Annotated in this window: 11 protein-coding genes; 6 read left to right on the top strand and 5 right to left on the bottom strand. The window is 69.3% G+C overall.

The window, feature by feature from the left end; genetic code table 11:
• Nucleotides 1-5: 5 nt before the first annotated feature.
• Nucleotides 6-200, bottom strand: a complete 195-nt coding sequence (locus tag C8E84_RS04220; RefSeq protein ID WP_159899747.1) for a helix-turn-helix transcriptional regulator — start codon at nt 198-200, stop codon at nt 6-8.
• A gap of 122 nt (nt 201-322) precedes the next feature.
• On the opposite strand from C8E84_RS04220, the gene C8E84_RS04215 reads away from it, so the two are divergent.
• Together C8E84_RS04215 and C8E84_RS04210 are read left to right on the top strand one after the other, a co-directional pair.
• Nucleotides 323-952 carry a hypothetical protein gene (locus C8E84_RS04215; RefSeq protein WP_159899745.1) on the top strand — a complete coding sequence of 210 codons (630 nt, stop codon included), beginning with the start codon at nt 323-325 and terminating at the stop codon, nt 950-952.
• On the top strand, nt 952-2,085 hold the full coding sequence (locus C8E84_RS04210) for a tyrosine-type recombinase/integrase (protein WP_159899743.1): 1,134 nt from the start codon (nt 952-954) through the stop codon (nt 2,083-2,085). The genes C8E84_RS04215 and C8E84_RS04210 overlap by 1 nt, the downstream gene beginning before the upstream one ends.
• A 33-nt stretch (nt 2,086-2,118) precedes the next feature.
• Here the strand turns inward: C8E84_RS04210 and glnA are convergent, their stop codons facing one another.
• Nucleotides 2,119-3,543, bottom strand: coding sequence for a type I glutamate--ammonia ligase (gene glnA / locus C8E84_RS04205; protein ID WP_159899741.1), 1,425 nt, complete (start codon nt 3,541-3,543; stop codon nt 2,119-2,121).
• 208 nt (nt 3,544-3,751) lie between these two features.
• On the opposite strand from glnA, the gene C8E84_RS04200 reads away from it, so the two are divergent.
• Entirely contained in the window at nt 3,752-4,165 is a 414-nt protein-coding gene (locus C8E84_RS04200) for an RDD family protein (RefSeq protein WP_159899739.1), read from the top strand.
• Between the two features lie 179 nt (nt 4,166-4,344).
• Nucleotides 4,345-4,803, top strand: a complete 459-nt coding sequence (locus C8E84_RS04195; protein WP_159899737.1) for an aromatic ring-opening dioxygenase LigA — start codon at nt 4,345-4,347, stop codon at nt 4,801-4,803.
• Nucleotides 4,804-4,943: 140 nt separating this feature from the next.
• On the opposite strand, the gene C8E84_RS04190 is transcribed toward C8E84_RS04195, so the two are convergent.
• From C8E84_RS04190 to lipB, 3 genes are all read right to left on the bottom strand, one after another.
• A complete protein-coding gene (locus tag C8E84_RS04190; RefSeq protein WP_159899735.1) occupies nt 4,944-5,669 on the bottom strand; it encodes a DUF4191 domain-containing protein in 726 nt (241 codons plus the stop codon).
• Nucleotides 5,670-5,733: 64 nt separating this feature from the next.
• Complete coding sequence (gene lipA / locus C8E84_RS04185) at nt 5,734-6,759, bottom strand: lipoyl synthase (protein WP_159899733.1); 1,026 nt, start codon at nt 6,757-6,759, stop codon at nt 5,734-5,736.
• Between the two features lie 69 nt (nt 6,760-6,828).
• Nucleotides 6,829-7,473: a lipoyl(octanoyl) transferase LipB gene (gene lipB / locus C8E84_RS04180; protein WP_159899731.1), complete on the bottom strand. Its 645-nt coding sequence runs from the start codon at nt 7,471-7,473 to the stop codon at nt 6,829-6,831.
• 35 nt (nt 7,474-7,508) lie between these two features.
• Between lipB and C8E84_RS04175 the strand changes: the two genes are divergently transcribed.
• Both C8E84_RS04175 and C8E84_RS04170 read left to right on the top strand, forming a co-directional pair.
• A complete protein-coding gene (locus tag C8E84_RS04175; RefSeq protein ID WP_159899729.1) occupies nt 7,509-9,710 on the top strand; it encodes an MMPL family transporter in 2,202 nt (733 codons plus the stop codon).
• Nucleotides 9,711-9,808: 98 nt separating this feature from the next.
• Nucleotides 9,809-11,920, top strand: coding sequence for a M36 family metallopeptidase (locus tag C8E84_RS04170; protein WP_159899727.1), 2,112 nt, complete (start codon nt 9,809-9,811; stop codon nt 11,918-11,920).
• The last annotated feature ends 3 nt before the right edge of the window (nt 11,921-11,923 follow it).

Here is an 11,923-nt window from a genome sequence, read left to right as displayed (position 1 = left end):
CTAGGTCAGGCGGACGTGGCGGCCGGTTCGCCTGCGGCGATCCAGCGCTCGACCTCGGATGCGCGGTAGAGCACACGCCGCATGCCGGGCGGGGAGAAGCCGCGCGGGCCGGTGCCGCGGTGGCGGTGCCAGCGGATGGTCGCGGGGGAGAGGTGCACCATCGCGGCGACTTCCTCGGTTGTGAGAAGTGAATCGGTCATGGCTTGGTCTCCTTCTTCCGTATGGCCCGTGTTGGTCCTTATCGGTTATTGCTAATGATGCTCGGCTCTTGCTACGCTGTCTTTAACGAGAAGCAGAGCACTTAAACGATAAGGAGAAGGGCATGGCGACAGCGGCCGGGTTCGTGGTGCGAGGCGATGCCGAATGGGTCGCCACGGAGACGGACGAGCAAGGGCGGACGTTGTGGATGCCGACCGAGTTCTCCTGGGTGCGCCGAACTGACGTCGAGGTAGACGACGAGGGACACGACGTGGGCGGCAACGTCGACATCGGCGTGCGGTTCGGCTACGTCAATGGCCGAATCGCATTGAAGGAGCTGCGGATCGTCCCGCGCGCAGGCGGCGCCGGCTACGGACGATTCATGCGTAGCGCCGCTCTCGAGCGCCTCGGGCTCGATGGCCTGGTGTCCGTGGCGGAGGTCCGCGACGAGGACGCGGCCGACGCTCTCGACTGGTTCTTCGACGGACAGGACCACAGCGGGTACGCCGCCGTACAGGGTGCGATGGCCAAGGAACTCGCCCGCCGCACGACCAACCAGCACCGGGGCCGCCCACCGGTCGACCCTGCGCTCATCGAGGAGGCGGCCGAGGTCTACCGAGCCGCAGAGCACACCCCGCTGCAGGCGGTCGCGGACGCGCAGGGCGTCTCCCGACCGACTGCGAGCCGCCGTGTGAAACTCGCTCGAGAGCGCGGCCTATTGCCCCCCACGACACCCGGGAAGGTGGCCCGCTGATGGCCGCATCACTGGTCGAGGACCGCTGGACCGTTCGTGACCGCGCCACGGGCAAGCGCGTCCCCAGTGCTGTCCACGGCAAGGGCTCCCGCTGGCGCGCACGCTACATCGATCCGCAGGGCAAGGAGCAGGCCAAGCGGTTTGCGCGCAAGGTTGACGCCGAGCGGTGGATCGAAGTACAGCGTGCTGGCGTTCTCCGCGGCGACCACGTCTCGGTTCGCGATGCCCGCACGACAGTCGAGGACTGGTGCCAGCAGTGGCTCGTCGCCTATGGCACGCGCAAGGCGTCGACAGTGCGTCAGGCGCGTACTCACGTCGCACAGATCGAGGCCGAGTTCGGCCCTCTGGCCCTGGTCGACGTCAAGCCCTCAGCGGTCAAGGCATGGACGGCTCGGCTCGCCAATGAGGGCAAGGCCAAGTCCTACGTCTACGCGCTGCATCGACGTCTCAGCCAGATCATGGGCGACGCGGTGCATGACGGTCTCATCCCTCGCAACCCTTGCTCGAGGCGCACCTCGCCGGGTGCCGGCTCGCAGCGGCCCTACGTTGCCACCACGGAGCAGGTGTGGGCGATCCATGACGCCATCGAGGCCCACGCTCGGCCGGCCATCCTGCTCGGGGCGTTCGCTGGTCTGCGTGTGAGCGAGGCAGCAGCGCTACGTCGAGACGACGTCGACTTCATGCGCGGCGTGATTCATCCGGCCATCCAGTGGGGTGACGAGCCACTGAAGACCGAGACGTCGCGGACCTCGATCCCGATTCCGCGTGAACTCGCCACCATGCTGGCCACCGACGAGCCGACCATCGTGGCCGGTGCCTACGGTCGCCCAGTCGGGCCGTGGCAGATCGAGCGGGCCTTCCGCGAGGCGCGGGCGAAGGTCGCGGGCCTGCCGGAGGGCTTCCGCTTCCATGACCTCCGGCACTACTTCGCCTCGATGCTCATCGCGTCCGGGCTCGACGTGAAGGTGGTCCAGGCGCGCCTGCGGCATGCCAGCGCGACGACGACCCTCAACGTCTACGGTCACCTGTTCCCAGATGCCGACGAGACGTCGAGAGCTGCCGTGAGCGCTGTCCTCGCGATGCGCCCGGTCACTGCTAGTACGGACACATTCACGGAAACAACGATGCCCTGACCCACGTTTCCGCAGGTCAGGGCATCGGGTCGATCAGATGTCGAAGTACATCTCGAACTCGTGCGGGTGTGGGCGGAAGCGGATCGGGTCCACCTCGTTCTTGCGCTTCCACTCGATCCAGGTCGCGATGAGGTCCTCGGTGAAGACGTCACCCTCGAGCAGGAACTCGTGGTCGGCCTGGAGGGCGTCCAGCACCTCGGGCAGTGAGCCGGGAACCTGGGCGATGGCCTCGTGCTCCTCCGGCGGCAGCTCGTAGAGGTCCTTGTCCACCGGCTCCGGGGGCTCGATGCGGTTCTTGATGCCGTCCAGGCCAGCCATGAGCTGCGCCGCGAAGCACAGGTAGGGGTTGGAGGACGGGTCGGGGATGCGGAACTCGATGCGCTTGGCCTTCGGGCTGTCGCCGGCGATCGGGATGCGCACGCAGGCGGAGCGGTTGCGGGCGGAGTACACGAGGTTGACCGGGGCCTCGTAGCCGGGAACCAGGCGGTGGTAGGAGTTCACCGTCGGGTTGGTGAAGGCCAGCAGCGCCGGGGCGTGCTTGAGCAGTCCGCCGATGTACCAGCGGGCGAGGTCCGAGAGGCCGCCGTAGCCGCGCTCGTCGTAGAAGAGCGGCTCGCCGTCCTTCCACAGGGACTGGTGGGTGTGCATACCCGAGCCGTTGTCGCCGAAGATCGGCTTCGGCATGAAGGTGGCGGTCTTGCCCTCTTCCCAGACGGTGTTCTTGACGACGTACTTGAACTTCATCATGTCGTCGCCGGACTGCAGCAGCGTGCCGAAGCGGTAGTTGATCTCCTGCTGGCCGGCGGTGCCCACCTCGTGGTGGCTGCGCTCGACCTCGAGGCCGACCTCGGCCATCTTCAGGCAGATCTTGTCGCGGGTGTCGGCGAAGTGGTCGACCGGCGGGACGGGAAAGTAGCCGCCCTTGTAGCGGGTCTTGTAGCCGCGGTTGCCGCCCTCCTCGACGCGACCGGTGTTCCAGGCCGCCTCGACGGAGTCGATGTAGTAGTAGCTGGCGTTGGCCTTGGTCTCGAAGCGCACGTCGTCGAAGACGTAGAACTCGGCCTCGGCACCGAAGAACGCGGTGTCGGCGATCCCGGTGGACTTCAGGTAGGCCTCGGCCTTCGCGGCGATGTTGCGCGGGTCACGGCTGTACGGCTCGCCCGTGAAGGGGTCGACGATCGAGAAGTTCATGATGAGCGTCTTCTCGACCCGGAAGGGGTCGAGGTAGGCGCTCTTGGGGTCCGGCACGAGCTTCATGTCGGACTCGTGGATGGCCTGGAAGCCACGGATCGAGGACCCGTCGAACATCTGGCCGTTGGTGAAGAAGTCGATGTCAACCGTCTTGGCCGGCACGTTGAAGTGCTGCATGACCCCCGGCAGGTCACAGAAACGGACGTCGACGAACTTGACGTCCTCGGCCTTGATGAAGTCGAGGACTTCCTCGGCGGAGCTGAACACGATGAACCTCCTGGTTCGGGGCAAGGGGGGCTTGGAGCGCCAGCCCTGGGCGTTGTGACGACCTTAGGGAGCGGCGGTTTCCCGTCCGTGACCCTCATGTTTCGCCGGTGTAACGCGGCCCAACGTATCAAGAGGTGAGATGCGCCGCCCGACTGGCGGACGGCATCCGAGACGGAGGGCCGTCGGTGGTCCACCTAGGATGGATGCCGTGACGTCGCCACCTCGAGCTTTGTCCCCCCAGGGTGCGTCGCTGGGGCGTCGGTTCGCGGCCTGGGCCATCGACTGGGTGATGTGCCTGTTCATCGTCTTCGGGCTCCTTCCCTATGACATCGTCCTCGAGCCCGGGGCCGAGCCACCCCTGTTCCTCGGGGTGCCGCAGAGCTCGTGGGCGCTGATGGGAGTCTTCGCCGCCCTGAACATCGTCCTGGTCAGCCTCACCGGATCAACCGTCGGCCACCGACTGCTCGGGTTGCAGGTGTGGCAGGTCCGCCCGGGCTCCTTCCCCCTCCAGGTCGTCGTGCGCACGGCCCTGCTGTGCCTCTTCGTGCCTGCGATCATCACCCGCGCCGACGGTCGGGCCTGGCACGACTCGGTGGCCGGTACGCGCATCGTCCGGGCCTGAGTTCACCCCCTTTCCCGACGCGGCCGCCCCCGTCGCCCTGGCGTGTGACACGGCAACCCGTCGCTCTGGCGTGTGACGCGGCCGACACAGTCGTGAATTGCTCAACTACTACGTGATGTAGGAGAATGGATGGTGCCGGAGGAACAAGAGCCGGCAACACCACTAGGGCAGGAGCGGACATGAGCAGCACAACCAGTCAGACCGAAGCGGTTGCCACGCAGCGTGGCGGATTCGTCAAGCTCTCCGGCATCATCATCGCGGTCATCGGCGCGATCATGTTCGTCGGCGGCGCGAGCACCTGGGTGCTCGTCCAGAACCAGCTCTCCGCGGAGAACATCGTCGTCGCCGAGGACGCCTCGTTCCTCGCCGGCGACAACGTCAACGGCCCCTTCAGCGCCTACGCCCAGGCCCAGATCATCAACGAGCACGCCCTTGACGCCTCCGGTGGCAAGACCTACGCCGAGCTCGACCGTGAAGACCCGGTGCGCGCCGTGGTCATGAACGGCTCGTTCCTTCGCGCCTCGCTCTTCACCAGCGTCCTGGCCTTCGGTGTCAGCGCGATGGCCATGGGTCTCGGCCTGGTCCAGGTGCTCGGCGGCGTGGCCCTGCACAAGCTCGGCCGCCACGAAGACCTCTGATCCTCGGCGACACGCACCAGAACGGCCCCGGCTCACCAGAGCCGGGGCCGTTCTGTGTCCTCTGCCACCCGGTCGTCCTCTGCCACCCGGTCGAGGCGGCATCCGGATGCCGTGGGGTCGCGGGACGAGGGAGTGGCGCGTTACTTACCGCGCATGGCCTTGCGGTCGACGCGGGCCCGCGTGGGGTCGACACCCTTGGGGATCGGAGGACGCATGCCGCCGAGCGACTTCAGCCGCTTGTTGACCACGGCCGTCTCGGCCTTGGTCAGCACCGGGCGCATCCGGGTCAGCTTGCTCGCCACCTTCTTCACCGGCACCTGGCCCTCGCCGTCACCGACGACCCACAGGTGCACCGGAACGCCGGGAGCCACACGGGCGACCTTCTTCTCCTCCTGCTTGAGCAGCTTGTTGACCCGGGCCGGCGGGCCCTCACCGAGGAGCACCACGCCGGGGCGTCCCAGCGCGCGGAAAACCATCGCGGCATCCACCATGTCGCTCGGTCGGGTGCCGCGAGCGCCCTCGAGGGCGACGGGCTCCTGGGCGGCGTACCACCCGCGGCGGCCGAGCCCGGTGAGTGTGGCCCCGGTGGCGCCGACCTGACCATCGAGGGCCTTGTACATCGCCGTGTTGCCGCGTCGGTTCATCACGATCACCGCCGCGAGCAGCGCAGACGGGATCGCCACGAGCGCGGCGTACCAGCGCCACCAACCACCGAGGAGGAAGCCACCAGCGAGCAACAGCGCAGCCGTGCCGAGGGCGGCGAACAACATCCACCATCCGAGCTTGGGGTCCAGGCTCTTGATCGCGCTGTACGCCTGCCGGGCCTGGGCGATGCGGCCGGTCTTCTTCTCGGGCTGTTCGGACACGGGAGTCGTGCTCCTGGATGAAGTCAGGGGGGCGGAATCCGCGGGATGCCGCGGGCGTCGCAGATCAGGATACGGTGCGCGCCGCCGCCGCCACCAACGATGCCGCCTCCTGACGCGCCGGGTCGCCCGACGCCGCCTCGAGGTGCGCCAGGTGCTCGGGGATCGGACGCCCCCACCGGTTCATCGCCGTGGCCCACAACCGACCGGCCCGGTACGACGAGCGCACGAGCGGGCCCGCCATGACGCCCTTGAACCCGATGTCCTCGGCGCGTGCGGACCAGTGCACGAACTCCTCGGGCTTGACCCAGCGGTCGATCGGGTGGTGCTTGGGTGAGGGGCGCAGGTACTGGGTGATCGTGAGGATGTCGCAGCCGGCGTCGTGCAGGTCGCGGATGGCCTCCTCGATCTCGTGGTCCTCCTCGCCCATCCCGAGGATGAGGTTGGACTTGGTGACCAGCGAGGCCTCCCGCGCCATCGACAGCACCTTGAGGGACTTGTCGTACGTGAACGCCGGACGGATCCGCTTGAAGATGCGCGGCACCGTCTCCAGGTTGTGCGCGAACACCTCGGGCCGGGCATCGAAGACCTGACCGACGAGCTCGGGCTGGGCCCCGAAGTCGGGAGGCAGGATCTCGACCCCGGTGGTGGGGTTCAGCGCGTGGATCTGGCGGATCGTCTCGGCGTAGAGCCCCGCGGCACCATCGGGCAGGTCGTCGCGGGCCACCCCGGTCACGGTCGAGTAGCGCAGCCCCATCGTGCGCACCGACTCGGCGACCCGGCGCGGCTCGTCGAGGTCCAGGGCCTGCGGGCGGCCGGTGGCGATGTCGCAGAAGTCGCACCGCCGGGTGCAGGTGTCCCCACCGATGAGGAAAGTGGCCTCACGGTCCTCCCAGCACTCGAAGATGTTCGGACAGCCGGCTTCCTGGCAGACGGTGTGCAGACCCTCACCCTTGACCAGCGAGTGGATGGCCGTGTACTCGGGCCCCATCTTCGCCGTCGTGCGGATCCATTCCGGCTTGCGCTCGATCGGGGTCTGCGCGTTGCGCGCCTCCACCCGCAGCATGCGGCGTCCCTCGGGTGCGACAGTCACGTCGACCACCATACGTCCAGTGCCTCGCCCGGCCCCAACGGCTGTGCAGCCACTCCGCCGGGGCAGGGGTCAGCGCACCCCTGCGCCGAGGACCTCGCTCAGGTGCTTCTCGGCGTAGGGCAGGACGTCCTGGACGGTGATCCGGCGACCGGCTTCGAGCGTGAGCGTCGAGACGCCGGCATCGGCGATGCCGCAGGGGATGATCGCGTCGGCCCACGACAGGTCGGCGTCGCAGTTCAGCGCGAAGCCGTGCATCGTCACCCGCCGGCTCACCCGCACCCCGATCGCCCCGAGCTTGCGGTCCGGGCCGCGGTCGTCGGCCAGCACCCACACCCCGCTGCGACCCGCGACCCGCACCGTCTCGACGCCGAACTCGGCCGTGGTGCGGATCATCACCTCCTCGAGGCGCCGCACGTGGGCGACGACGTCGATCGGCACCTCGGGCAGGCTCACGATGGGGTACCCGACGAGCTGGCCGGGGCCGTGCCAGGTGATCTTACCGCCGCGATCGACGTCGATGACGGGGGTGCCGTCGACGGGCCGCTCGTGCGGCTCGGTGCGCTTGCCGGCGGTGTACACCGCCGCGTGCTCGAGCAGCAGCGTGGTGTCCGGGAGGGTGCCGTCGACGACCTGGGCGTGGACCTCCCGTTGGGCCTGCCAGCCCTGCTCGTAGTCGACGAGGTCGGGGGAGAAGCCCAGGTGAACGATCCGCATGCACACACCGTATGCCGCGGCCCTAGCCTTGCGGTATGTCCGCCGATTCGCGTCGCCCCCGCCCGGCCCTCCTCGGTGCGGTCGTCGTCCTGCTCATCTGGCTCGTCGTGGCCGGTCTCGGCGGTGCCGCCCAGAGCAAGCTGACGGGGGTGCAGACGAACGACAACTCGACGTTCCTGCCCGAGAACGCCGAGTCCACGCTGGTCAGCGAGGCAGTGGCCCGGTTCGCGAGCAGTGACTCGCTGCCCTACCTCGTCGTCTTCACCCGGGCCGACGGTGCCCCGCTCGCCACCCCCGACCTGGAGTCCGTGGGCCGCTTCGCCGCGGGCGTGCCGACCCTGGCGCTGCCCGAACTCGGTGACGGCGTGGTGCTCGGTGACTTCCTCGTCGGCGACGCACCCCTGGTCCCGATCCCCTCGCAGGACGGTGCCGCCGCCCTGCTCAGCGTGCCGCTCGACGGCGTCACCGGAACGGCGGCCAGCGGTGAGACCTCAGCCCTGGTCGAGGGTGCGGATGCCCTGCGGGCGAGCATCGAGGAGACGCTGGTCCCCGCCGGGTTGTCGGCCAACGTGGGAGGGCCGGGTGGCCTCATCGCCGACTTCGCCGAGGCGTTCGCCGGGATCGACGGCATCCTGCTCGCCGTGGCCCTCAGCGTGGTGCTCGTCATCCTGCTCATCGTCTACCGCAGCCCGATCCTGCCGTTCGCCGTGCTGCTGAGCGCCGTGTTCGGGTTGAGCGCCGCCTCGCTGGTCGTCTACCAGCTCGCCGTCAACGACGTCATCACGCTGTCGGGTCAGTCGCAGGGCATCCTGTTCATCCTCGTCGTGGGAGCCGCGACCGACTACGCGCTGCTCCTCGTCAGCCGCTTCAAGGAGGCCCTGCACGACGAGGCCAGCGCCTGGGTCGCCCTCAAGCGGGCCTGGTTCGGGGCGGTCGAACCGATCGTCGCGTCGGCCGCCACGGTGATCCTCGGCCTGCTCTGCCTGCTGCTCGCCGAGCTGCGCAGCACGTCGGGTCTCGGGCCGGTCGGTGCGCTCGGGATCGCCGGCGCCATGCTCGCCTCGCTGACCTTCCTGCCCGCCGTGCTGCTGCTCTTCGGCCGCAAGGTCTTCTGGCCCTTCGTGCCCAAGCTCGACCACGTGCACGCCGAGGACGTCGTCGGCACCCGGGGGATCTGGGGCCGCGTGGCCGACCTCGTCGGGAAGCACCCGCGGCGCACCTGGGTGCTCACCCTCGCCGCGCTGCTCGCGGCGGCGGCCTTTGCCCCGACCTTCACGGCGAGCGGGTCGACCATCGAGGAGACCTTCCTCGACGACACCGACGCGATCGTCGCGCAGCGGGTCATCGGCGAACACTTCCCGGCCGGGTCGGCCACCCCGGTGCAGGTCGTCGTGCCGCAGGCCGATGCGGATGCCGCGCTTGCCGTGGTCACCGCCGACGCCGGGGTCGAGAGCGCCTTCATCGGACTGGTCCCGCCGGTGTCAGGAGCACCCGCCGTCGCGCCCCCCGTCGTCGACGGAAACGTCCTCATCCAAGCGACGACGACGGCGGCCTCGGACACCGCCGACGCGCGCGACACCGTGGAGCGGCTGCGCTCCGACCTCGACGCGGTGTCGCCCCAGGCGCTCGTCGGTGGAAACGCCGCCACGAACCTCGACGTCCTCGACGCGAGCGCCCGTGACCTCAAGGTTCTCGTGCCGACGATCCTCCTCGTGATCTTCCTCGTCCTGTCCCTGCTGCTGCGCTCCATCGTCGCGCCACTGCTGCTCGTCGCGGCCAACCTCGTCTCCTTCGCGGCGACCATCGGTATCGCCGCACTGGTCTTCGAGTACGGCTTCGGCTTCACCGGGGGAGACCCCGCGATCCCGCTCTACGGGTTCGTGTTCCTCGTGGCGCTCGGCATCGACTACTCGATCTTCCTCATGACCCGCGTGCGTGAGGAGGCCCTGGTCAGGGGGACGCGACCCGGCATCCTCGTCGGTCTCGCCGTGACGGGAGGCGTGATCACCAGCGCCGGCATCGTGCTCGCGGCGACGTTCTCGGCCTTGGCGGTGCTGCCTCTCGTCTTCCTCGTTCAGATCGCCTTCATCGTCGCCTTCGGGGTGCTGCTCGACACCTTCGTCGTCCGTTCCCTGCTGGTGCCCGCGGCGGCCTACGACCTCGGCCCGCCGGTCTGGTGGCCGAAGTTCCTGAGAGCCGATCTCAGGAAGGACGAGGAACTTTCGCCAATCCCGTGACAGCTGGGGCGATCGAGAGGATCGTGACGGGGCCGTGAGGTGGCTCACAGCCCGACGCAGGGCCGGGTTGGTGCGAGGTGGCCTCACTGGAGGACGTCATGCGCGCTCGTCGATCCGTCTCCCTCGGCCTCGGTGCCGTGCTCGTGCTCAGCCTCGCGGCGCCCGTCGCCGCGGCTGCTGCGGCCCCCGATCGCAAACCCGGGGCGTCGAGCGCCTCGCCACCGGGGGCGGGGGACCTCGTGCGCCGCAACGCCTTCGGGTGGGTGGAGTCGACGTCGTCGCCCGCGGGACTGACCAAGCCGTCCAAGGCACCCGCCGGGGACATCGCCCTGGCCTACGCCAGGTCGGCGGGGAGCGACTTCGGTCTTGGCTCGGGGGCGGCCAAGACCCTCGTGGTCACCAAGGCGCAACGCCTCACGACCGGCGCGACCGCCGTGCACGTGGGCCAGCGTGTCGAGGGGCTTCGGGTGACGGATGCCGTGCTCACGGTGGTCGTCGCGGCCGACGGTCGCGTGATGTCGGCGGCCGGACGGCTCGCAAGAGGGACCACGACCAAGGGCACGTCGGCGGGCCTGACGGCTCGCCAGGCCCTCGACGCCTCGGCCGCCAAGCAGGGCGCCAAGGCCGAGCGGCCGCTGCGTGAGGCAGACCTGCGCAGCACCGGCAAGAAGACCTTCCCGAACGTCTACCGGCAGGGATCGGCCAGTGAGCGGCCCGTGACCGCCGAGCTCGCCTGGTACCCCAGCGCCGACGGCCAGTCACTGCGCCTGGCCTGGGTGACCGACATCGAGTCCTCCGGGCAGCAGTGGTGGGAGAGCGTCGTCGACGCCAGCACCGGCGCGGTGATCGAGCGCACGAGCCGCTACGCGCACGCCGGGCCCGAGGGCACGGTGTGGCGCGAACAGCACCCGGAGGCCGCGGGGGCGACCCGCCAGGTCACCGCGTTCACCGGCCTCGACGGCTCGTGGGTCAGTGGCACGACGACGAGCGGCAACAACGTCAACGCCTACCTCGACCGCAACGACGACGACGCGAACAACGAGTACCAGCCGCAGACCCCCGCGAGCGGTGACCCCGAGTACCAGCACTTCAACTACGCCTTCGGCGACACCTGGCGCACCACGGCCGACGTCTCCTCCCTCGCCGCGCTCGACGCCGATCGCGACGCGGCCATCACCCAGCTCTTCTACTACACCAACGTCATGCACGACTGGCTCTACGGTCACGGCTTCGACGAGGCCAGCGGCAACTTCCAGGTCGACAACTACGGCCGCGGCGGTTCAGGCAACGACCCGGTCCTCGCCGAGGCCCAGGACGGGTGGGACTTCGGCTGCGTCGACGACAAGGGCACCAACAGCCCGGGCGACGACGAGGCCATCCGCTGCCTGAACAACGCGAACTTCGGCACCCCCGTCGACGGGCAGAGCCCGCGCATGCAGATGTACATGTGGGCCCCGAACCGTCCGTACCGGGACGGCGACCTCGACGGTGACGTCATCGCCCACGAGTACGGCCACGGCGTCTCCAGCCGGCTCGTCGGAGGCGGCGACCTCGGCTACAACGGCGACGACCAGCGCGGCGCCCTCGGCGAGGGCTGGAGCGACGTCGTCTCGTACCTGAAGTGGGGTGACGCCGTCATCGGCGAGTACGTCACGGGCAACGCGAGCACCGGCATCCGGTCGGTGGCCTACGACGCCTCCACCCTGGACTTCCAGGACTACGACGTCAACGCCGGCAGCGGCCACGGCCCGGGACAGATCTGGGCCACCACCCTGTACGATATCCGGGACCAGCTGCCCGGTGGTGTCGAGGCGATGGCCTCCCTCGTGCTCGACGGGATGAAGGCCACCCCGGCCAACCCGACCTTCCTCCAGGCGCGCGACGGGCTGCTCGCCGCAGACGGCAACGCCAACCGGTGCCTCATCTGGTCGGCGTTCGCCGGCCGAGGTCTGGGGACGGGGTCCACCGGAAGCCTGGACACCGTGCCGACCTTCAGTGACGACGTCCCGGCCGAGTGCCTTCCGACGGCCGACGCGGGAGGGCCGTACGTGACGGCCGAGGGCACCGACGTGGCGCTCGACGGCACCGGCTCGGCCGCCGGGAGCGACCCGTCCGCGGGCGCCATCGCCACCTACGAGCGGGACCTCGACAAAGACGGCGCCTACGACGACGGGATCGGTGCCACCCCGACGTTCTCCACCGTCGGGTAGGAC

Source organism: Ornithinibacter aureus (genome assembly GCF_009858245.1).
GTDB classification, from domain to species: domain Bacteria; phylum Actinomycetota; class Actinomycetes; order Actinomycetales; family Dermatophilaceae; genus Fodinibacter; species Fodinibacter aureus.
Note: the sequence above shows the minus strand (reverse complement) of the source record. Positions and strands in the feature narration are given on the sequence as shown.